The 21,524-nt window shown below is 62.3% G+C and carries 22 protein-coding genes; 13 read left to right on the top strand and 9 right to left on the bottom strand.

Annotated elements, in window-relative coordinates; genetic code table 11:
* Positions 1-34 precede the first annotated feature (34 nt).
* A complete protein-coding gene (locus NKI58_RS19135; RefSeq protein WP_352786652.1) occupies positions 35-649 on the top strand; it encodes a hypothetical protein in 615 nt (204 codons plus the stop codon).
* A gap of 27 nt (positions 650-676) precedes the next feature.
* Here the strand turns inward: NKI58_RS19135 and NKI58_RS19130 are convergent, their stop codons facing one another.
* A complete protein-coding gene (locus NKI58_RS19130; RefSeq protein ID WP_352786651.1) occupies positions 677-1,972 on the bottom strand; it encodes a GGDEF domain-containing protein in 1,296 nt (431 codons plus the stop codon).
* Between the two features lie 344 nt (positions 1,973-2,316).
* On the opposite strand from NKI58_RS19130, the gene ettA reads away from it, so the two are divergent.
* The 5 genes from ettA to NKI58_RS19105 all read left to right on the top strand — a co-directional run bounded on the left by ettA (position 2,317) and on the right by NKI58_RS19105 (position 7,317).
* Complete coding sequence (gene ettA / locus NKI58_RS19125; protein WP_292659428.1) at positions 2,317-3,966, top strand: energy-dependent translational throttle protein EttA; 1,650 nt, start codon at positions 2,317-2,319, stop codon at positions 3,964-3,966.
* 45 nt (positions 3,967-4,011) lie between these two features.
* Entirely contained in the window at positions 4,012-4,782 is a 771-nt protein-coding gene (gene tam / locus NKI58_RS19120) for a trans-aconitate 2-methyltransferase (protein ID WP_352786650.1), read from the top strand.
* A 114-nt stretch (positions 4,783-4,896) separates the two neighbouring features.
* The gene (locus NKI58_RS19115; RefSeq protein WP_352786649.1) at positions 4,897-5,232 is read left to right on the top strand and encodes a hypothetical protein; all 336 of its coding nucleotides are present in this window, start codon (positions 4,897-4,899) and stop codon (positions 5,230-5,232) included.
* Between the two features lie 133 nt (positions 5,233-5,365).
* Positions 5,366-6,475, top strand: a complete 1,110-nt coding sequence (locus tag NKI58_RS19110; RefSeq protein ID WP_502896947.1) for a beta-ketoacyl-ACP synthase III — start codon at positions 5,366-5,368, stop codon at positions 6,473-6,475.
* A 224-nt stretch (positions 6,476-6,699) separates the two neighbouring features.
* Positions 6,700-7,317 carry an MOSC domain-containing protein gene (locus tag NKI58_RS19105; protein ID WP_352786647.1) on the top strand — a complete coding sequence of 206 codons (618 nt, stop codon included), beginning with the start codon at positions 6,700-6,702 and terminating at the stop codon, positions 7,315-7,317.
* 499 nt (positions 7,318-7,816) lie between these two features.
* Here NKI58_RS19105 and NKI58_RS19100 read toward each other — a convergent pair whose 3' ends face one another.
* Both NKI58_RS19100 and tsaA read right to left on the bottom strand, forming a co-directional pair.
* On the bottom strand, positions 7,817-8,128 hold the full coding sequence (locus NKI58_RS19100) for a DUF2293 domain-containing protein (protein WP_023676798.1): 312 nt from the start codon (positions 8,126-8,128) through the stop codon (positions 7,817-7,819).
* On the bottom strand, positions 8,125-8,667 hold the full coding sequence (gene tsaA / locus NKI58_RS19095; RefSeq protein WP_051406133.1) for a tRNA (N6-threonylcarbamoyladenosine(37)-N6)-methyltransferase TrmO: 543 nt from the start codon (positions 8,665-8,667) through the stop codon (positions 8,125-8,127). Before tsaA ends, NKI58_RS19100 begins: the two co-directional genes overlap by 4 nt.
* A gap of 142 nt (positions 8,668-8,809) precedes the next feature.
* Between tsaA and NKI58_RS19090 the strand changes: the two genes are divergently transcribed.
* From NKI58_RS19090 to NKI58_RS19075, 4 genes are all read left to right on the top strand, one after another.
* Positions 8,810-9,832, top strand: coding sequence for an ArsR/SmtB family transcription factor (locus tag NKI58_RS19090; RefSeq protein WP_023676796.1), 1,023 nt, complete (start codon positions 8,810-8,812; stop codon positions 9,830-9,832).
* The gene (metF, locus tag NKI58_RS19085) at positions 9,832-10,749 is read left to right on the top strand and encodes a methylenetetrahydrofolate reductase [NAD(P)H] (protein WP_023676795.1); all 918 of its coding nucleotides are present in this window, start codon (positions 9,832-9,834) and stop codon (positions 10,747-10,749) included. The genes NKI58_RS19090 and metF overlap by 1 nt, the downstream gene beginning before the upstream one ends.
* A 603-nt stretch (positions 10,750-11,352) precedes the next feature.
* Positions 11,353-11,790 carry an MbcA/ParS/Xre antitoxin family protein gene (locus NKI58_RS19080; RefSeq protein WP_023676794.1) on the top strand — a complete coding sequence of 146 codons (438 nt, stop codon included), beginning with the start codon at positions 11,353-11,355 and terminating at the stop codon, positions 11,788-11,790.
* Positions 11,791-12,480: an RES family NAD+ phosphorylase gene (locus NKI58_RS19075; RefSeq protein WP_352786646.1), complete on the top strand. Its 690-nt coding sequence runs from the start codon at positions 11,791-11,793 to the stop codon at positions 12,478-12,480.
* Between the two features lie 111 nt (positions 12,481-12,591).
* On the opposite strand, the gene NKI58_RS19070 is transcribed toward NKI58_RS19075, so the two are convergent.
* Positions 12,592-13,509: a DMT family transporter gene (locus NKI58_RS19070; RefSeq protein ID WP_352786645.1), complete on the bottom strand. Its 918-nt coding sequence runs from the start codon at positions 13,507-13,509 to the stop codon at positions 12,592-12,594.
* Between the two features lie 226 nt (positions 13,510-13,735).
* On the opposite strand from NKI58_RS19070, the gene NKI58_RS19065 reads away from it, so the two are divergent.
* Positions 13,736-14,956: an alanine racemase gene (locus NKI58_RS19065; RefSeq protein ID WP_352786644.1), complete on the top strand. Its 1,221-nt coding sequence runs from the start codon at positions 13,736-13,738 to the stop codon at positions 14,954-14,956.
* A 168-nt stretch (positions 14,957-15,124) separates the two neighbouring features.
* Here the strand turns inward: NKI58_RS19065 and NKI58_RS19060 are convergent, their stop codons facing one another.
* A complete protein-coding gene (locus tag NKI58_RS19060; RefSeq protein ID WP_352465175.1) occupies positions 15,125-15,856 on the bottom strand; it encodes an SDR family oxidoreductase in 732 nt (243 codons plus the stop codon).
* A 123-nt stretch (positions 15,857-15,979) separates the two neighbouring features.
* On the opposite strand from NKI58_RS19060, the gene NKI58_RS19055 reads away from it, so the two are divergent.
* On the top strand, positions 15,980-16,873 hold the full coding sequence (locus NKI58_RS19055; protein WP_352589424.1) for a LysR family transcriptional regulator: 894 nt from the start codon (positions 15,980-15,982) through the stop codon (positions 16,871-16,873).
* A 115-nt stretch (positions 16,874-16,988) separates the two neighbouring features.
* Here NKI58_RS19055 and NKI58_RS19050 read toward each other — a convergent pair whose 3' ends face one another.
* Entirely contained in the window at positions 16,989-18,161 is a 1,173-nt protein-coding gene (locus NKI58_RS19050) for a lytic murein transglycosylase (protein ID WP_352786642.1), read from the bottom strand.
* A gap of 80 nt (positions 18,162-18,241) precedes the next feature.
* The gene (locus NKI58_RS19045) at positions 18,242-19,039 is read right to left on the bottom strand and encodes a glycoside hydrolase family 25 protein (protein ID WP_023676787.1); all 798 of its coding nucleotides are present in this window, start codon (positions 19,037-19,039) and stop codon (positions 18,242-18,244) included.
* A 406-nt stretch (positions 19,040-19,445) separates the two neighbouring features.
* On the opposite strand from NKI58_RS19045, the gene NKI58_RS19040 reads away from it, so the two are divergent.
* On the top strand, positions 19,446-20,825 hold the full coding sequence (locus NKI58_RS19040; RefSeq protein WP_352853596.1) for a serine hydrolase domain-containing protein: 1,380 nt from the start codon (positions 19,446-19,448) through the stop codon (positions 20,823-20,825).
* 24 nt (positions 20,826-20,849) lie between these two features.
* Here NKI58_RS19040 and NKI58_RS19035 read toward each other — a convergent pair whose 3' ends face one another.
* Both NKI58_RS19035 and NKI58_RS19030 read right to left on the bottom strand, forming a co-directional pair.
* Positions 20,850-21,158, bottom strand: a complete 309-nt coding sequence (locus NKI58_RS19035; protein WP_352570494.1) for a HigA family addiction module antitoxin — start codon at positions 21,156-21,158, stop codon at positions 20,850-20,852.
* Positions 21,159-21,170: 12 nt separating this feature from the next.
* Positions 21,171-21,467, bottom strand: a complete 297-nt coding sequence (locus NKI58_RS19030; RefSeq protein WP_023676784.1) for a type II toxin-antitoxin system RelE/ParE family toxin — start codon at positions 21,465-21,467, stop codon at positions 21,171-21,173.
* Between the last annotated feature and the right edge of the window lie 57 nt (positions 21,468-21,524).

Below are 21,524 nucleotides of genomic sequence, written 5' to 3'. Positions count from 1 at the left end.
ATGATCCCGGGGGCATCATTCATAGGGGGTGGCGATGAGTGGCATGACGGGCGGCGCGCTGGCGCGGCTGGCGTTCTGGGCCAAGGGCATGACGGCGATCCGCGACGGCCATATGGAGTGGCCGGGCTTTTCCTACACCGAAGTGGAGTGGGTGCGCATGACCACGCTCGCCAAACCCATCGGCGGCAGCACCTACCAATTGTTCACACTGGTCAACGCGGCGATCTTCATCGCCATCGCCGCGCTCGGGATCTTCTGTGTCTTCCTGCCGCTGGCGGCGCTGCTGTTCCCGGTACCGGCCGAAACCAGTGCGATCAAGTTTTCGCTGCTCCTGGCGGCATGCGCCTTCCTGATCATCGGCATCGGCCTGCCGATTTCGCTGCGTCTTTCGACCACGCTGGTGGCGCCGAAGGCAATGCGGGCCGCGCTTGTCGCCGTGCCCGGCGACCAGGCGCTTGCGGCAAAAGTGTCATGGCAGATCAACCGGATCACGCTCGTGCTCTGCGGCCTGCTGGTACCGGGCATTCTTCTGTTCATTGCCTACGACATCGAAGCCGGCCCGATTATTACCGCGTTGAAATGGCTGGCGATCGCGCTGATGGCGGTTTCGGTTGCGATCGGCGGATGGCAGCGGCGCAAACAATCCTGATTGAGCCAATCGCAGGCCTGGGCAGCGTTACGCGCCGGCGCTGCGCTCCGGCCTGGTCCATGTGTTGCGGGCGTCTGCTTCGTTGCCGCCCGGTTCGCCGACAACGCGATCGCGTCCCGTGGATTTGGCCTTGTAGAGACGCTGGTCGGCCAGCGCAAAGAGATCGGCAAGGCAACGGGTCGTCTCGCTGACCGTCGAGATGCCGGCGCTGACGGTAATGTCGAACCGGCTGGTGCTCGCGGACGTCTTGACCGCTTGCCTGACGGTTTCGCCCAGCAGCCTGGCGAGCGGCTGCGGACGCCAACCGAGGATGGCGAATTCCTCACCGCCGATCCTGAACAATTGATCTTCGGTCCCGACAAGTTCGCCAAGCAAAATCGCCAGGGCTTTCAGCACCTTGTCTCCCTCGGCGTGGCCGAAGCGGTCGTTGATCGATTTGAAGTGGTCGACATCGATGATCAGCAGGCTGAGCGGCCTGGCGGTCCGCAGGCTGGCGGCGACGGCGGCCTCGCCATCGCCGTCGAAGCGCCCCCTGTGCAGGAGGCCGGTGAGGCCGTCGCGACCGACATGCTCGACCAGCGCCTCATAGCGCTCGCGATAGGTCAGCGTGTCGAAAATGTCGGAAAGCCCGCGCGGCGCCGGCACCTGCCGCGCCTCGAACCACCTGATATAGGCGACCAGCATGGTGCTGTAGACCAGGGCCGCTGCCATCTTGGCGAACCAGCCGCCGAAGAACACCGCGACCGGCGCACCGGTGACAAAATGCAGCGCCGTGAAAAAGCCTGCCTGGTCGAAGGTGAGCACGCAGGCGACGGAGACCAGGATGCGGGTGAAAAGCGCCTTGCGCAGATATTTGCCGAGCTTTTCATAGAGCAGAATGATCAGGATGGCGTCGACGAACAGCAGCGTCGTGCCCCACACCATCAGCCAGCCCATCTCGTCGATGAAGCCGATGTCGGGAAGCTTGCCGTCGGGCAGCGGTGCGATGTCGTGCAGGCGCAGGATCAGCACGAGCCCGATCATCAGGGCATTGCCGAGCAGCAGGCCGTAAATCGGCTGCCGGACAGTTGCCGCGTCCTCCTTGATGTAGAGCAGGAGAAGCATCACCAGCTTGCCGGAAAACAGCACGGCCGAACCCGGCGATACCATGCCGAACGGCAGCGCGACGTAGAAGACGCTGGCGAGATAGGTTTCCAGGAAATGCATGACGCCAAGGGCGCAAACAAAGACGCCGAGGCCGATGCGGCCCCTGAACCGGAAAAGCGTGACCATGATGCCGAAATAGAGAACCGCTTCGGCAAAAAGCAGGAAACTGTTCAACACGGCCCGATCTCTCTCCCCGAAATCGCGGCTGCCAGCGATTTCCCATCCAACATTGTTTGACGCGGAATGGTTAACCGGAGCTTTCGCCCGGGCGTCCGCACCAAATGAAGCGGCTAAGCGTTTGTGGGTGCGACCAAATCCGCCTGGAGCGGGTCATCGTTTCACGGAACCGCTGAACCGCTCCATCTTTTTTGTTTTGACGCAATTCCGGACGGAAAACCGTTTCACGCTTTTCCTGGAATTGCTTTAGGGCCAAAACTGTTTGCCGTTCGCGGCCGCATCGCTTACATAGCCCCCAACTTCCATCCAATCCGACATCAGTCGACTTTTCAGGGAAAGCGCGCGTGGCACGCCAGTTCATCTATCACATGGCCGGCCTCAACAAGGCCTACGGCACCAAGAAGGTGCTCGAGAACATCCATCTGTCCTTCTACCCGGACGCCAAGATCGGCATCCTCGGCCCCAACGGCGCCGGCAAGTCGACGATCCTCAAGATCATGGCCGGCATCGACAAGGAGTGGAGCGGCGAGGCCTGGCTGGCCGAGGGTGCTACCGTCGGTTACCTGGCGCAGGAGCCGGCGCTCGATCCGAACAAGAACGTGTTCGAAAACGTCATGGAAGGCGTCGCCGCCAAGACCGCCATCATCGAGCGCTACAACGAATTGATGATGAACTATTCCGACGAGACGGCGGACGAGTCGGCCAAGCTGCAGGACGAGATGGACCGGCTCAACCTCTGGGATCTCGAACAGCAGGTCGAGATGGCGATGGAGGCACTCGGCTGCCCGCCCAAGGAGGCCGATGTCACCAAGCTGTCGGGCGGCGAACGCCGTCGCGTCGCGCTTTGCCAGCTCTTGCTGCGCCAGCCCGACCTTCTGCTGCTCGACGAGCCGACCAACCATCTCGACGCCGAGACGACGGCGTGGCTGGAAAAGCATCTGCGCGCCTATCCGGGCGCGGTGATGATCATCACCCACGATCGCTACTTCCTCGACAATGTCACCGGCTGGATCCTCGAGCTCGATCGCGGCCGCGGTATCCCGTACGAAGGCAACTACACCAAATATCTCGAAGCCAAGGCCAAGCGGCTCAAGCAGGAAGGCCGCGAGGACGATGCGCGCCAGCGGGCGATCGGCCGCGAGCGCGAGTGGATCCAGTCCAGCCCGAAAGCCCGGCAGACCAAGTCGAAAGCCCGTATCCAGGCGTTCCAGGATCTGCTGGATGCAGCCGACAAGCGGCGTCCGAGCGACACCCAGATCGTCATTCCGCATGGCGAGCGGCTCGGCAATGTGGTGATCGAGGTCGAGGGCCTCTCGAAGGGCTTTGGCGACACGCTTTTGATCGACGATCTCGAATTCAAGCTGCCGCCCGGCGGCATCGTCGGCGTCATCGGCCCGAACGGCGCCGGCAAGACGACGCTGTTCCGCATGATCACCGGCCAGGAAAAGCCCGATGCCGGCACCATCCGCGTCGGCGAGACGGTCAAGCTCGGTTATGTCGACCAGAGCCGCGACGCGCTCGACCCGACCAAGACGGTCTGGGAAGAGATCTCGGGCGGCGCCGAAGTGGTCAAGCTCGGCAAATTCGAAGCCAACACCCGCGCCTATTGCGCGTCGTTCAATTTCCGCGGCGGCGACCAGCAGCAGAAGGTCGGCAACCTGTCCGGCGGCCAGCGCAACCGCGTGCATCTGGCCAAGATGCTGAAGACCGGCGGCAATGTGCTGCTGCTCGACGAACCGACCAACGATCTCGATACCGAAACGCTGGCTGCACTTGAAGACGCGCTCGAGAGCTTCGCCGGCTGCGCCGTCATCATCTCGCACGATCGCATGTTTCTCGATCGCCTGGCGACGCACATCCTCGCCTTCGAGGGCGACAGCCACGTCGAATGGTTCGAAGGCAATTTCGAGGATTACGAGCAGGACAAGATCCGCCGCCTCGGCCCGGACGCGGTCAACCCGCACAGGATGACGTATAAGCGGCTGACGCGGTAGGACATTTACAGGGCGGCGAATTCTCAAATGATCTGAGGAACCAAGATGGCCGACTGGTCCGCCGCCCTCTACCTGAAGTTCGAGGACGAGCGCACCCGCCCCGCGCGCGATCTCGTTGCGCAGGTGCCGGTGCCGGAACCGCGGCGGGTGGTCGACATTGGCTGCGGGCCGGGCAATTCGACCGAATTGCTGGTCGAGCGCTGGCCGCAGGCGCAGATCAGCGGCTTCGATACCTCCCTCGACATGATCGAGAAGGCGAAGGCGCGCCTGCCCGGCGTCACCCTTGCGCTGGCGGATGCGGCGGCGTGGCAGCCGAACGAACCGGTCGACGTGATCTTTGCCAATGCGGTGTTTCAGTGGCTGCCGGAGCACCCGGCAGTCTTCCAGCGGCTGATGGGATTTTTGGCGCCCGGCGGCGCGCTTGCCGTGCAGATGCCGGACAATATGGGCGAGCCTTCGCACCGGCTGATGCGGGAGACCGCGGCCGAGATGCCGTTTGCCGAAAAGCTCGAGCGCGCGGCCCGCGCGCCGCTGCCGCCGGTCGCGTTCTACTACGACCTTTTGTCGCCATTCTCGGATCGGCTCGATATCTGGCACACGATCTACAACCATCCGCTGGCCGATGCCGAGGCGATCGTCGAATGGGTGAAGTCGACGGGGCTGAAGCCGTTCCTCGATCCGCTCGACGAGAACGAGCGGCAGCTTTTCCTGAAGCGCTACACGGCCAGGATCAGCGAAGCCTATCCGAAAACGGCAAGCGGCAAGGTGTTGCTGCGCTTTCCCCGTCTCTTCATCGTGGCGCGGCGTTCTGCTTAGAAACTCTTAGCTACACCCAAAAACAGCCAGCAGCGGATGCTTGACCGGCTTTCGCCGTCATGCGCATCTCGCTGGGGCAGGGATAAGGCCCTTCATGGGCCATGGGGGTGGATGATGACACTGAAAAAGATGGGTTTCGGCGGCAGTGTTTGTGCGGCCGCTGTGCTTGCCTTGTCTATATCGGCGGAGGCCAAGCGAGCGCGCTGCTTCGCCAGCGACGACGGCTATTTCTCGTGCAACTATCGGGCGCTGGACGATGCCGGCAGCTTTCGCATCTCGGCGCCGGGTTATCCGACCTACGTCCTGGAAATCGACGGACCGGGTTTTGCCTATGGCTATGTCAATCTCGGCCGCCGCAACGTGCCGCTGCCCGGGCAATTCGTGCGCAGCCGCGATGACGGTGCCTGCTGGAACAACCCGCAGACCAATACCAAGCTCTGCGCCTGGTAAAGACCCGTCCCAGGGACTTGATTTAAGCCGGCATAAACTGGCTAGGTGCAAAAGAGGTTGCGCCGAGCTTTTTGCGGCGTCGACATGAAGCCGCAACGCCTGCGCATGGGACGAACTGGAAATGCATCGCGTCATCATCAGCGGCATCGGCGTTGAAATCCCCGAAGCTTCGATCACCAATGAGGAACTCGTCGCCACCTTCAACGCCTGGGTGGACATGGAGAACATCCGGCGTGAGGTGTCGGGCGAGCCGCTGCTACAGAAATCGGACAGTGCCTTCATCGTCCATGCCTCGGGCGTCCAGACCCGCCACGTCATCGAACGGGAAGGCATCCTCGACCCGACCCGCATGGCGCCGCGCTTCCCGGCGCGGCCCGACGATGCGCTGTCGCTGGAGGCCGAGTTCGGCATCGCCTCGGCCGGCAAGGCGCTCGATCACGCCGGGCTGAAGCCTGGCGATATCGACCTGGTGATCTGCTCGGCCTCACACCATCAGCGGCCCTATCCGGCGATCGCCATCGAAATGCAGCAGGCGCTGGGTACGAAAGGCGCCGGCTTCGATATGGGGCTTGGCTGCTCTTCGGCAGCAGCGGCGTTGCACATCGCGGTCAATCTGGTGCGGGCGGGGGCGCATAAACGCGTGCTGGTGACGACGCCGGAGATCATCACCGGGCATCTTAATTTTCGCGACCGGCAGACGCATTTCATCTTCGGCGACGCTTCCGTGTCGATGATCGTCGAAGGGCTTGCCCAGGGCGAGAAGCGGCCGGGGCGCTTCGAGGTGCTCGACACGCGCGCCTGGACGCAGATGTCGAACAGCATCCGCACCAATCTCGGTTACTATACCCGCGCCACCCAGGACGATCCGTATATGATCGATCTGGAAGGCAATCTGATCAAGCAGATCGGCAACAAGGTGTTCAAGGAAGTCACCGTTGCCGGCCACAAATTCATCGTCGAATTCCTGGCCGAGCACGGGCTGACGCCGCAAGCGATCCGGCGCTTCTGGCTGCATCAGGCCAATGCGCGGATGAACGCCATGATCCTGAAACTGTCGTTCGGCCATGACGTCGACCACGACCGCGCGCCGATGGTGCTGGAGCGCCTCGGCAACACCGCCGCCGCCGGTGCCATCATCGCCCTGTCGGAGAACCATGCCGACATGAAGGCCGGCGACTACGGCCTGCTCTGCGCCTTCGGCGCCGGCTACTCGATCGGCGGCGCGCTATTGCGCATGCTTTAGATTTTGTTTTACGCATGTCGTTGTCCCAAAACCGCTGCACACCCTCGGTTCAAGCCCGAGGGCATGCTTTTGGGCGACATGCATTAGCTCGGCGCGAACGGCACCAGCATCGGAACGCGCCTGGCATAGTCGCATCAGCCGTCTTGATCGGAGCATCAGCGCTTTCGACTGGACCTGATGAGCTGACCGCGGCTAATTGCGCGTATCACGCGAGGCACGAACCCATGCTGGATCTTTTTCCCGAAGCCGAAACTCCGGTCGAGATCGTCCCGTCGCGAAAACTCGCCGCCAGGGTGGCAGCGCTTTACCTCGCACCGTTCGATCGTTTTGAGACACGAGCGGTGGATACGCTGCAACTCGGTTTCGACGGCATTGAAGGCGATTTCCATGCCGGCACGACGCGGCGCTCCGGCGGGCGGGAACCCTGGTATCCGCGCGGCACCGAGATGCGCAACGAGCGGCAATTGTCGATCGTGGCAGCGGACGAACTGGCAATCGTCGCCGAACGGATGGGCATCGCCGAGATCAAGCCGGAATGGATCGGCGCCAATCTCCTGATCGAAGGCCTGCCGCACCTCTCGATGCTGCCGACCGGCACGCAGCTGTTCTTCAAAGGCGGCGCGACCGTCAAGATCGACGCGCAGAACGGGCCTTGCCGGATCGCCGGCCGGTCGGTCGCCGAAAATGCCGGGATGCCCGACCATGAGGCCGGAGCGCTGCTGTTCCCGAAGGCGGCGAAGCGCTTGCGTGGGCTCGTCGCCTGGGTCGAGAAGCCCGGCACGATCACGGCCGGCGAGGAGATTTCGGTACGCGTGCCGGAGCAGTGGATTTACCGGGCCTAGTTGTTTTCCAGGCAAGGCGGCATTGCCAGTCAAAGCCGCGTTCCTTCGTGCCCCCCTCTGTCCTGCCGGACATCTCCCCCACGAGGGGGGAGATTGGCCGTCATCTCGGCTTTCGCCAATCTCCAACGTTGCTGACCGAGCGAGGCGCCGAAGCTGCCAATCTCCCCCTCGTGGGGGGAGATGTGTCCGGCAGGACAGAGGGGGGCGCGAAGGAACGCGACCTCTAGTCACGGCGTATTTTGTTCTTGCTTTGTGCCGGCAGCTATGCTACTAATTTGGATATGGTGCTGATTCGCACCGACGACCCGCCCACCGAGGCGGGTTTTTTATTTCAGGCTTTGAAAGTTCCGATGTTGCCGACCTGAGGTCGGCGGGACAGCGCCCCTCTCTGTCCTGCCGGACATCTCCCCCACTTGGGGGGAGATTGGCCGTCACCTCTCGATTTCGCCAATCACAACGGTGAAGCGCCGCAGAACTCGACGCGTGTGCCTGCCATTCTCTACGCCTCATCCTCATCGTCGAGCAGCCGGGTGGCGCGCCAGCGGGTGAGCACGATGTTGGTCTGTTCGATGACGAAGAAGCGCGCGGAATCGCGGTCATAGCCTTCGGCCAGCAGCTTTTCGTAGTCGGTGTGGGCGTGGCGAATATGCGCAATCGTCGCCAGCCATACGGCAATGCTCGGCGGCAAGCTCTTCATGTGCACGGCGCCGGCATCGGCACGGATATTTTCCATGTCGGCATAGGGCGCCAGCGGCAGGAGCGCTGTCAGCGCCTTGGCGATAGCGCGGCGGCGGCCGGTCGGCGCGCTCACTGCTCATCCCATCTGGGGGGCTCGCCCGATCTGGACGACTCGTCCCGCCCGGACATGGTCGCCTCGGCGAAGGCATCGGTCGAGGCGAAATAAGGCTTGATGTCGATGACCGGCGTGCCGTCGAGCACGTCGATGGCATCGAGATCGACGCGGCCGGTGTCGATGTCGACGCCAACCAGCCTGGCGACATGCAGCCCAATTGGGTTCGGCCGGGCAGGGGAGCGCAGCGAAAAGACGCCTTTCGGCTCCGTGGCATGGCGGGGTTTCTGGACAATCAGTTGCCGCGGTGCATGGTGCAGCCAGGACAGGACGATCACGTGGCTGGCGCGTTCCAGCCCAAGCAAGCCATCACGATAAGGCGGGTTGATGACCAAGTGCGCCGGCTGTCCCGTCTCCCGCGCGGCCTTCATGTTCTTGGGGCAAGTTTCCCGTGTCGTCCACGGCGAGGCGATGCGGCCGATGAAGACGACATGGCCATCCGGCGGCATCGTTGCCGGGTCGGTTTCCAGGAGCTTTTCGCCGCTGCGCGTCTCGAACATGGTTCTCGCCTCGATCATGCGTCCGTTTTTGCGCGATCCGCCACGCATGCGTCATTTTCTTGTCCGGAAGCGACATAGCGCTTGCAAGCCTATCCAAACCGACATAAACATATGTTTATATCTTTTCAAAGAGAATGCTCGCATGCATGTCGCTCTCGACACGATGGTAGATACATTGAAGGCGGCGGCGGAATCCAGCCGGCTGCGCATATTGGCGCTGCTGTCGCGCGGCGATCTGACCGTTTCAGATCTCACCGAAATCCTCGGCCAGTCGCAGCCGCGCGTCTCGCGCCATTTGAAATTGCTGCTGGAGGCAGGGCTGATCGGCCGCTACCAGGAGGGCTCGTGGGCGTTCTTCCGGTTATCGGATTCCGACGCGTCGCGCGATTTCGTGCTCAGGCTGGTCTCCGGCATCCGCGGCGCCGATCCGCAGGTCGAGCGTGATCTCGAACGGCTGGCCGCAGTCAAGCGCAAGCGGCAGGACCGGGCTGCCGAATATTTCTCGGTAAACGCCGCAAGCTGGGACCATATCCGCTCGCTGCATGTGCCGGATCGCGCCGTCGAAGCAGCTCTCATCAAGCTCGTCGGCAAGCGGCCGTTCCAGTCGATGCTCGATCTCGGCACCGGCACCGGACGGCTGCTCGAGATCTTTTCGCCGCTCTATCGGCGCGGTGTCGGCATCGACATGTCGCGCGAGATGCTGACGGTGGCGCGCGCCAATCTCGACAAGGCCGGCGTTTCGAATGCGCAAGTGCGCCAGGGCGACATTTTTGCGCCACCGGTCGAACGCGACGCCTTTGATCTCGTTACCATCCATCAGGTGCTGCATTATCTCGACGATCCCGCCCGCGCCATCCGCGAGGCGGCGCGTCTGTTGCGCCCGGCCGGCCGGCTGGTGATCGTCGATTTCGCGCCGCACGCGCTGGAGTTCTTGCGCGAGGAGCACGCGCATATGCGTCTCGGCTTTTCCGACCGGCAAATTGGCGACTGGTTTTCCGAGGCCGGCCTCGACCTTGAGGACAGCCAGGAATTCGAGCCGCGCGGCGGCAACGAGGCCAAGCTCACCGTCAAACTCTGGCTCGGCCGCGATCGGCGCATGCTGATTGCCGAGCCTTCCAACGACAGACAACCGGCCAATGCGTATCCGATAGGGGAAACCGCCTGATGAACCAGTTCCGCTTCTCCCGCCGCCCCGACATCGGCGACAAGGTCAGGGTTTCGTTCGAGTTCTTTCCGCCGAAAAACGATGAGATGGAAGCAAGGCTGTGGGACACGGTCACCCGGCTTGAGCCGCTCAAGCCGAAATTCGTCTCGGTCACCTATGGCGCCGGTGGTTCGACCCGCGAGCGGACGGCCCGCACCGTCAAGCGCATCCTCAATGAAACGACGCTGACGCCGGCGGCGCACATGACTTGCGTCGATGCTGCGCGTCACGAGGTCGATGCGGTGATCCGGGAGTTCGCCGATATGGGCGTCAAGCGTTTCGTCGCCCTGCGCGGCGATCCGGCCGAGGGCGTCGGCGCGGCCTACCGGCCGCATCCGGAAGGCTATGCCAATGGCGCCGAACTGGTTGATGCGCTGAAGGGCGCCGGCGATTTCGACATATCGGTCTCGGCCTATCCGGAAAAGCATCCGGAGAGTCCGGATTTCGCCACCGACTTCGACATGCTGAAGCGCAAGGCCGACAACGGCGCGACGCGGGCGATCACCCAGTTCTTCTTCGACAACGATCTCTATGAGCGCTATGTCGAGCGGGCACGGCGGGCCGGCATCTACATACCGATCGTGCCGGGCATATTGCCGGTGCACAATTTCACCCAGGTCGCCAACTTCTCGGCGCGGTGCGGCGCATTGGTGCCGGCATGGCTGGCCGAGCGCTTCGATGGGCTGCAGAACGATCCGCAAACGCATGCGCTGGTGGCATCTGCCGTGGCCGCCGAGCAGGTGCTGGACCTTGTCGAGCGCGGCGTCGGCGATTTCCACTTCTACACGATGAACCGGGCCGATCTGGTCTTCGCCATCTGCCACATGATCGGCATCAGGTCGCACGAAGTCGAGGCGGCGGGATCCGCCGCGGCGTAAGGCGGCAAGCTCCTTTTTGAAATGTCAAAGATCGGGGGAATGCAAAAGGCCGGGCAAAACGCCCGGCCTTTCAAATGGTTTGGACTATTCGGTGCTGGTCTTCCCCCGCTCAGCGGCTTTATGGAAGGACGCCCATAATGAGGGCGCCGATGAATGCAAACGCAGCACAAATCATCAATGCGTTGATCGGCCTCGTCAGTCCCATGTCATAGCCTCCTCTTAAAGAGCTATGGCGAGAGTCTAGGGTCATTTGTGCCACAGGCAAGCAGAAACTTTGCTGCAATGCGACGAGATTGTGGAATTTGCGACCTGCCGTTTGCCGTTAGGCATTGAAACTCTTTGTCAAAAGCCGGCTCGGGACCTGTGAATAATTTGTGGCAAAGCCGTGGCAGCACGAGAATGGCAGCGCTACCGCGGCAGAAATCGGAATCGATTTTCGGAACGACTGAAGATTCGACGCGTCCTTTGCGCATCCAACCGGATGCTGCACGCTATACGCACTCTATACGAATGCGGTGGGCAATCGGCAGCGTTGTGAGATAGCCAGGACTTGAATTTTCTGCCAATTGGCAGTATATTGACTGCCAAGTGATGGAGGTCGGAATGAGTGTCGCTTATGCGGTTCGCGATCCTGCAAATCAGGCTTTGCCGGCAAATCTGGCGGATGCCTCGGCACGGGCGCGGCTCACGCCAGCGGCTGTTGCCGGCATCGTCAGGCTCGCAGACATCTGGCATCTGACCAGCACCGAGATCTGTACCTTGATCGGCGACGTGTCGGAGAGAACCTGGTTCCGCATGAAGAAAGGCGAGTGGGAGGGCGTTCTCTCCCAGGATTCGCTGACACGCATCAGCGCCCTGATCGGCATCTTCAAGGGACTGCGGCTTCTGTTCTCCGAAGCGCTTGCCGATGAATGGGTGCGGTTGCCGAACAAAGGGCCTCTTTATGGTGGCCGGCGCCCCCTGGACGTTATGATCGAGGGCGGCATTCCGAAGCTGCTGCAGGTTCGCCAACATATCGACGCTTTGCGCGGTGGACTTTGAATGCAGATCCCGCCGCGCGCTGACATTTCCCAGCGCGACACGATCCGGCTGATTTCGACAGGCAGGCTCAAGGAACCGGTCCTGATGCCATTGGCCAGGGATCATGGAGATTTGGAGGACCTTGCGGAGCTCGAAGGAGCCACCAGCGGCCGCCTTCAGGCGCAGCAAGGGGGATTGCCCGACCTCGATCCGCGCGAACTGGTTTTCGGGAGGCCGGGCTACACCTTCATCAATGCGGCGTTCGCTTACACCCGTCCGGGCGGCAATCGTTTCAACGATGATGCCAGGGGCGTCTGGTACTGTGGGTTCGATGCGGAAACCGCGCTCGGCGAGGTCTCGTTTCATCTGACGCGCGAGCTTGCCGCGATCGAACGGTTTGAAAACGTCACCGACTACGCGGAGCTCGTTGCCGACTTCATAGGCTCGTTTCACGATCTGCGCGGTGCTGAGTTCAGCAAGGACCCGGTGCTCGATCCGGATACTGTCTTAGCCTATCCTGCCGGTCAGGCGCTGGCGAAGCAACTCCGCAAGCAAGACGCCGCGACCGGTCTTGTGTATCCTTCCGTGAGACATGTCGGCGGGACCTGCCTTGCCGCCTTCCTTCCCGATCTCGTTCAGAATCTCCGGCAAGGCGGTATCTGGCGTCTGGAATGGCAGGGTTCATCTGTTCCCGCGATCACGCCCATATAGCGCCATCTCTAAAGCGCGTCGCGTTCGACCGGCCTCGTGCGACGCGCTTTAGGTTCTTGTTCTATGCATGTCGTTATCGCAAAACCGCTGCACACCTTTGCGCGACATGCATTAGCGCCGCCCGAACAGGCGACCATCGATGGTGACGAGGCCGAGGGCGATCAGCGCCATGCCGCCGAGTTCGAACAGTTCGAGCCGCTCGCCCAGGAACAGGAAGCCGAGCAGGATGGCACTGGCCGGCACGATGAGCGTGACCAGCGAGGCGTTGGTGGCGCCGGTCGAGGCGACGAGATTGAAATAGAGGATGTAGGCGAAGGCCGTCGACAGCAGCGCCAGTGCCAGCACCGCCGCCCAGACCGGCGGCGAGGCCGAAAACAGATTGGCGGCATCATAGGTGAACAGAACGACCGGGATCATGATGATGGTCGAGCAGGTCAATTGTCCGGCGGCAATGACCGGTGACGGCACGCCCTTGAGGCGGCGGGCAATCATCAGTGCAGCCGCATAGGATAGCGACGCTCCGATGAGCGCGAATTTCGCCCAGACCGGACCGCCGAGCCCGGCGACGAGGCCGGGGCCGATCATCACCGCCGTTCCCGCGATACCAAGGGCGATGCCGGCAAGCTTGTTCCACGACAGCTTTTCGTCGCTGGTCAGGGCGTTGGCGAGGATCAGCGTCCAGAACGGCGTCGTCGAATTGAGCACCGAGGCGACACCGGCGCCAAGCTCGGTCTGGCCGGCAAAGATCAGCGAGAAAGGAATGACATTGTTGGCGAGCGCCAGCAGGAAGAACAGGCCGGCATGCGGCAAGGCGAGGCGAAACGACGGGCCGCGGACCGCAAGATAGAGCTGCAACGCGATCGCCGCTATGGTGACGCGGAACAGCACCAGCACCAGCGGCGGAAGTTCCGCTACCGCAATACGGGCAAAGAAGAACGAGCCGCCCCAGATGGCGCCGAGCAGCAGAAGCTGCGCCCAGTCCTTGAGCACCATCGGACCGCGCATCGTGGTGGTGGCAGCTATCGCCATTGGTCGTCCTCCCAGACGAGATGCCTTGCTCTTCAGGCGTCTGTTCACGCCATACCCGATCCGGCCGCAAGGGCCACCCGAAACCTGAGCGATGGCCTAGCTCGCTCATAACTCGGCGTGCAGCACCGGCGTAGCGCCGCGAAGCCAGGGCGGCGAGACATAGAATTGTTTTCATTAGCCGCTAGCTTGGATTAATTGTGCGCAGCCTCAGTCAAGGGATTCGTCCATGCAGCGATTCGAAAATGCCCGCGAGGCAGCGCTGGCGCTTCGCCCGGACGATCCGATCTATTGCTTCCGCCCGCAGGTGCTGAAGGCGGACGCCAAACAGTTCATGGGCATGTTTCCCGGCAAGACCGCCTATGCGGTCAAGACCAATGGCGAGCGGATCGTGCTCAACGCCCTGGTCGAGGCCGGCGTCAGTGCCTTCGACGTGGCCTCGCCCGGCGAATTCGCTGCCGTGCGCGCCGTCTCGCCGGACGCCGAGATGCTCTACATGCACCCGGTCAAGGCGCAGTCGGACATCAGGCTGGCGCTGGAAAAATACGCCATCCGCGTCATTTCGCTCGACCATGAGGACGAGATCACCAAGCTGACCAGGGTGGTGCGGGCGCTCGACATCGATCCGGGCGCCATCACCGTGTTCGTGCGCATCCAGACGAAAGGCTCGGCGGCCTACGAACTGTCGAAGAAGTTCGGCGCCGGACCGGCCAATGCGGTCGAACTGGCCGAACGGCTGAACCGGACGGGCTACAAGGTCGGGCTGTGCTTTCACGTCGGCAGCCAGATAGAGGATCCCGACACCTATGAGCGGGCGCTGGCCTCCGCCGACTGGGTGCGCAACCGCGTCGGTTTCGACATTGCCGGGCTCGATGTCGGCGGCGGCTTTCCGGCCGAATACGGTCATGATCCGAACAGCCGCAAGCCGGAAATGCCGTCGCTCGGCCAGATCATGTCGCGGCTGTCGGGCGACCTCCAGGAGTACCAGTTCGACCAGATGCCGCTGGTGGCCGAGCCGGGCCGGGTGATCGTGGCTCGCTGCCTGTCGCTGATCGTGCGCGTGCTGCTGCGCAAGGGCAAAAGGCTCTACATCAATGACGGCATCTGGGCGTCGCTGTCGGATTCATGGACCGGCAAGATCACGCTGCCGGCGCGCTTCATCCCCGATCCGGCGATCCGCTCGCGCAATGGCGAGGACAAGACCATCGTGCCGTTCAAGGTCTGCGGCGCGACCTGCGATTCCGTCGATATATTGTCGCGGCCGTTCTGGCTGCCCGAAACCGTCGATACCGGCGATTGGATCGAGATCGGCCATATCGGCGCCTATTCGCTGTCGCTCAGAACACGGTTCAACGGCTTCTATCCCGACACCTTCGTCGAGGTGGCGACGCCGTTCGACGAAGGCGATGCGCCGCAGGGGTTCGCCAGCCTGGAGACGATGGCGGATTAGTTAATGGTTGGATAGTGAATAGTGAATAGTGAATAGTGAATAGAAGTAGTTCTTGCGTTCCGTCCCGCTCCCGTGAATCTTCACCATTCACCATTCACCATTCACCATTCACCATTCACCATTCACCATTCACCATTCACCATTCACCATTCACCATTCACCATTCAGTCAGGCCACGCCACCGCCAGCCTGGATGTTCTCGCCGGTCAGCCAGCGAGCTTCGTCCGAAGCCAGGAAAACCGCGACATCGGCGACGTCGCGCGGCGCTCCGATCCGGTCGAAGGGCGACATGCCGGCGGCCACGGCCCGGTCCCGTTCGGGAAGCAGGTCGGTGTCGGTGAAGCCTGGTGAAAGCGCATTCACGGTAACGGCGCGCGGGCCGAGTTCGCGCGAGAGGACGCGAACGAACTGCTCGACGGCTCCCTTGCTGCCGAGATAAAGCGCCGTCTGCGTGAAGAACATCCTGGTTCCACCGGTGGAAACGGCAACGATGCGACCACCGTCGCGAACGCGGCGCGCCGCTTCCTGAAGCGTGAAGAAGGTGCCCTTGGCATTGGCGCCGAAGACATGATCGAAATCCGCTTCGGTGGCCTCGACGAGCGGCTTTATGACGGCGACGCCGACATTGGCGACGACGATGTCAATCGGCCCCATCTGCCTTTCGGTTTCGTCGAACAACTTGCGAATGTCGGGAATGCTGGAGACATCCGCCTGGATGGCAACGGCTTTTCCGCCATTCCCTTCAATAGAGGCAACCACTTCCCTGGCGGCCTTCTCGTTGCCGACATAGTTGACGACCACGGCAGCACCCTTGGCCGCGAGCCCCTCGGCGATGGCGCGCCCGATGCCGCGCGAGCTGCCGGTCACAAGTGCGGTTTTGCCTTCGAGTGGACGATGCATGGCTGTTCCTTCCGTCTGATTACGGCCGCCTCGATCGAGCGGCGTTCCAGGGAAAGCTATGGGCATGGTATTGCTCAGAGAATAGCCTATTATCTTACTGACTTGTTAAGCCTGGGGTACATAATGCGCGGAACCGAGTTTTCCGAACTCACGGCATTTGCAGCAATCATCGAAGAGGGCAGCTTCGTCCGCGCCGCGGCCAAGCTCAGGATTTCGCCTCCAGCACTCAGCCAGACGATACGCGGGCTGGAAGAGCGTCTCGGTGTCCGCCTGCTCAACCGCACCACGCGCAGCATGTCGCCGACGGCTGAGGGCGAGAAGCTGTTTGCCCGCATCGCACCGGCGTTCAGCGAACTGGAAGGGGCCGTCGCCGACGCGCATGCATCACGCGGCCGGCCGGCAGGCTCGCTGCGCATCAATGTTCCGCGCATTGCCGCCACGCGTTTCATCGCGCCGATCCTCGGCGATTTCCGCCGCGCCTATCCCGATATCGCCCTCACAATCATTGTCGACGACATGCTCACCGACATCGTCGAGGGCCGCTTCGATGCCGGAATCAGATTGGGTGAGCGGCTGCACAAGGACATGGTGGCGGTGAAACTCAGCGAGGAACTCGAGATGGCCGCAGTGGCGGCGCCGAGCTATCTGGAGCATCACCCGATACCGCGTCACCCCGCGGACCTGCATCACCACCAGTGCATCAATTTCCAGTGGCCCAGCGGCGGCAACATCTACCGGTGGGAGTTCGCCCGAGGCCAACGTGCTTTGGAAGTGGCCGTCAGCGGCGGCCTGACGATCAACGATACGGAACTGATGATCGGGGCGGTTCTGGATGGGGTCGGCGTGGCGTACATGCTGGAATATCAGGTCCGGCCATGGATCGAAGCGGGAAAGCTCATCCGCTTTCTCGACGCCTGGTCGCCGAGATTTCCGGGTTTTTATCTATATCACGCGAGTTCCCGCCAGGTTCCGGCGCCGTTGCGAGCGTTCATCGATTTCCTGCTTGCCAGGCGGTGATGTGAATAGTGAATAGTGAATAGTGAATAGTGAATAGTGAATAGTGAATAGTGAATAGTGGTAGCTCTGGTGCTCAATGCGGCTCCGGTGCCATTCTTTTCACCATTCACCACCTTCACAGCCTGGCCAGCAGCTCCGGCGTCGGCCAGCCGTCGACCGGCAGGCCCAGCCGCTTCTGCTCCTTGCGGATCGCTTCGCGGGTGTTGGTGCCCAGTATGCCGTCGACGGTGCCGACGTCATAGCCTTTCGCCTCGAGCTTGGTCTGCAGCGCCTTCATCTGGTCGCCGTTGAGGCCGGGTTCGGGGTTGCGCGGATCGAATCGCGGCGCACCCCCCAGCCGGGCGGCAAGATTTGCCGCGGTCAGGGCATAGGTGAAGGACTGGTTCCACTCGAGATAGACGTCGAAATTGTCGTAGGTCAGGAAGGCTGGCCCCTTGCGACCCATGGGCAGCGCCAGGCCGGCCTTCAGGCCGTTGTCGAGAAGCGGCGTACCGTCGGGCCTGGTACCGCCCCACTGGCTCCATTGCGTCAACGGCAGCTTGTTGGTGCGTCCCGTCTGCTCCCACGGCAAATCGTCGGGCACACGGACTTCCTCGATCCAGGGCTGGTCGCGCTTCCAGCCGCGCGACTGGATCTTGCTGGCCGTGCTCATGATCACGTCCGGCGCGCTGCCGCGCAGGTCGACCAAGCCATCGCCGTCGCCGTCGACGCCGTGGCCGAGATAGTCGGAAGGCAACATCTGCGTCTGGCCGATCTCGCCGGCCCAGGCACCGGTCACGTCGGCCGGCACCACGCCGCGATCGATCAACATCAGCAGCGGCACGATCTGCGGCCGGAACAACTGCGGACGGCGGCAGTCATGCGAGAGGCTCACCAGCGCGTTCAGCGTATGAAAATCGCCCTGCACGGCGCCAAAATCGGTCTCCAGGGCCCAGAAAGCGGCGATGACCGGCGCCTGCACGCCGTATTCGCGATCGGCGCGGACAAAGACCTCGGCATATTTTTGCAGATTGGCCGCACCTTGCTTCAGCCGATGGGACGAGATCATACGGTTCGAGAATTCGATGAAGGTCTGGGTGAAGACGCCCTGGGCACGGTCGCGTGCCAGCGCCTTTTCATCGAGGGTGGCGTTTTCCAGCGCAGAAAGGCCGGCAGCGCCGACGCCGGCCGCCCTGGCTTCCGCCGCCACGCCCTGCTTCCATGCCTCGAAATCGCCGCCGCATTGCTGTGCCGCGGCCGGCACGGCGCTCAGGAGCAGCGCCGCGAGAAATCCAAAGCGCGATCGCATCGCCATCCTTCCGAGAAGATTACCAGCGGTTGCGGGCATCCGTCATTGGCTGTGTCGAAAAGCAGGCGGCAGGCCTGGTGTCAACGGGTGTTCTGCCGCAACCACTTCTTCCACGCGGCTTCGGAGCCGTTGAAGACGCTGATGTCGGCGTTTCCGGTCATGCCCGGCACGACGCCCGTTCCGGTATACTGCCAGAAGGTGAAGGGATGGCTGCCGTATTTCTGGCGCGGGTGGCCGGCGACGGAGCGCAGCCAGTAGGGGTAATTGCGGAAGCCCGATAAACCGTTATCTTCGAAGAAATCGACAGACGTGTAGATGATTGGCTTCTTGCCGTAGTATTTTTCGACGATTTCGAGGAACGTGCTCATCTCGCTGCGTACCGTGGCGGGATCGGGCCGCAGCTTGCAGGTCGGCGATTTCGGGTTCCATTCCATGTCGAGAACCGGCGGCATCGCCGAACCGTCTTTGGGCACGTTCTGGATGAACCAGCGCGCCTGGGTAGCGGCCGGCGTGCAAAAGTAGAAAAAATGATAGGCGGCACGGGGGATGCCCGAGGCCCTGGTGCGGCTCCAATGCTCGTTGAAAGCTTCATCGAAACGGTCTCCGCCTTCGGTTGCCTTGATAAAGGCGAAGGAGATGCCGCTGGCCCTGGCCGCCGGCCAGTTGATCGATGTCTGGTATTTGGAGACGTCGGTGCCGTGGACGGCGTAGCTCCACGGTGCGCCGCTGTCCCATTCATGCGGGTCGGAATCGGCAAAACGCGGCGCGCGTACCGCAACCATCGAGGCGCTGGACGACGACAGCGATGGCGTCAGATCCTCGACCGTCGAGCAGGCGCCAAGCAGCATCAGCGTGATGAGGACCGCGAAACGGCGCATCGCTACTTCCCGAGCCGGTTTCAGCCGGCCGCTGATGGGTCTTTCCGCGGGTGGCCCCTCGACCGGGCGCGGCGCGTTTGAAACCGACTTACGCGACGCGCCTGGATCTTCGTTTCATGCATTCCCAAACCGTTACGCAGTTTGGGACGCACGCATTCAAGCCCCGCCGGACGGTCACCCCACAGGATCGCCCGGTCTGTCCTAAGCGCGTCGCTTCGACGCGCTTAGCTCTTTTGTCTATGCATGTCGTTGTCCCAAAACCGCTGCGCACTTCTGGGCGACATGCACCTGTGATCGCCGATCATGGTTGATATTCGGTTGACGGCGCTCGACAAGAGCCGCGATTTTGCCGAAACAATGGCGGCAAATCGATGACATAGATCGAGCGCGCCCGGGGGAACTCAAAATGCAGATCCTTTTGAAGTTCGTCAAATGGCTGCTCGGCTTGGCTGTGCTGGCCGCCGCGGTACTCGCCGGCTGGCTGTATTTCGCGCCGCCGGAACTGATCCGCGTCGGTTCCGGCTATGCCGCCAAGATCGTCTGTTCGAACGTCTTCATCGCCGGGCGAGACGCCGACGATGTGCTTGCCGTCGATGTGCAGGCGCCGGGTCATCCGCTGCTGAAGCTGATGAGAGTGTCGGTCGACAAGGAGAAGGGAACGGTTTCGGCCGGCCTGTTCGGTGTGCTCGGCAAAAGTGTCGCGGTTGCGCGCGACGGGCTCGGCTGCGCCTCGGTTCCCGACGGCGATATTGGCGCCGCCAAGGCTGTCGCCGGAGCTGCACCGACGCCGGCGCCGCTGCCCGATCTGATCTGGCCGGAGGGCGACAAGGCCGATGCCTCGCAGGATCCCGAGGTCGCGAAAGTCCTCGACGATCCAGCAATGACCGGCGCCGGCATGCGGGCCGTCGTGGTGGTCAAGAACGGCCGCATCGTCGCTGAGCGTTATGGCGACGGCTTTTCCGAAAAGACGCCGCTATTGGGCTGGTCAATGACCAAGACCGTAAATGCGGCGATCGTCGGCACGCTGGTGAAGGAGGGCAAGCTGGCGATGACCAACCAGGGTCTGTTCGGTCCCTGGAAGGGAGATGGTCGCGCCGTGATCAGCCTCGCCGACATGATGGCGATGTCGAGCGGGCTGGAATTCAACGAGGATTATGGCGACGTCGCCGACGTAACGCGCATGCTCTATCTCGAACCGGACATGGCGGGCTTTGCCGGATCCAAGCCGCTGACCGGCGAGATCGGCAAGGTGTTTTCCTATTCGAGCGGCACGGCGGTGATGCTGTCCAGGCTGTGGCAGGACGCAATCGGCGACAAGGACAAGGCACTGGCGTGGCCGAGGACCGCGCTGTTCGATCCGCTCGGCATGCAGAGCGCTGTGCTTGAGGCCGACGAGCACGGCACCTTCGTCGGCTCGTCCTATCTCTATGCCACGGCATGCGACTGGGCGCGCTTCGGCCAGTTCCTGCTGCAGGGCGGCGTCTGGAACGGCCAGGAGATCCTGCCCGCCGGCTTCGTCGACTGGATGCGGGAACCGGCAACTGCCTCGAAAGTCTACGGCAAGGGGCAATTATGGATAGAAGGACCGGGCGACGAAGAAAACCCCGGCGCCGGCACTGCCGCCGGCCTGCCCAAGGACACCTATTGGATGGAGGGGCATGATGGGCAAACGGTTGCCATCATCCCCTCGGAGCAGCTGGTTGTGGTGCGGCTCGGGCTGACGCCGGCCAGGCTCGGCTATCGGCCGCAGGCGATGGTGGCGGCGCTGATCAAGGCGCTGCACTGAGGAATGCGGCGGTCGCAGTCTTGTCTATGTGGCTGTCGCCAAAGGTTTGGCGCGATCAACACGCGCCCGCTCGTCGGGTGAGTTCATAACCGTCCAAAGATCATTACGGCGCTGGACGTTCAACCAGAAATCCGGGCTGTTGCCAAACACCCGCGCCAGAATGAGCGCGGTAGCCGCCGTCACGTTGCGGCGGCCGTTGCACAATTCGTTCACATGCTTGCGCTGGACGCTCATAGCTTCGGCCAAAGCCGCCTGTGTCAGGCCGAGCGGTTGCATGAATTCTTCCGTAAGAATTTCGCCAACCGTTGCTGGCTTGCGTGCGGTCATCAACATGTCTCACCTCACTTATATATAACTGTGGTCGTCGAGATAGATGTCCGACGCCTCGCCCCGGCCCCAGTCCCAGCGGAAGACCAGCCGCCATTGTTTGTTGACACGGATCGAATGGAAGCCTTCGAGATTGCCGCGCAACTTCTCGAAATGGTTGCTGGGCGGCACACGCAAATCCTGATCGATCGCCGCGTCGTCAATCATCTGGAGCTTGCGGAACAAGCGGCTTTCGAGATCGGACGGAATATTGCGGGAGTGGGTGTCGTCCACGAAGAAAGCCCGCAGCCATCCATCTCTAAAGCCGATGATCATCCCATGCTTCCGGCGAGGAGATAATGTACCACTCCTTGGGTCATATGGCAATGTGTG

Origin of the sequence: Mesorhizobium sp. M0522, from assembly GCF_040321085.1 — a bacterium.
Lineage (GTDB): Bacteria > Pseudomonadota > Alphaproteobacteria > Rhizobiales > Rhizobiaceae > Mesorhizobium.
The sequence above is the reverse complement of the archived record's forward strand: the minus strand, read 5'-3'. Positions and strand labels throughout refer to the sequence as shown.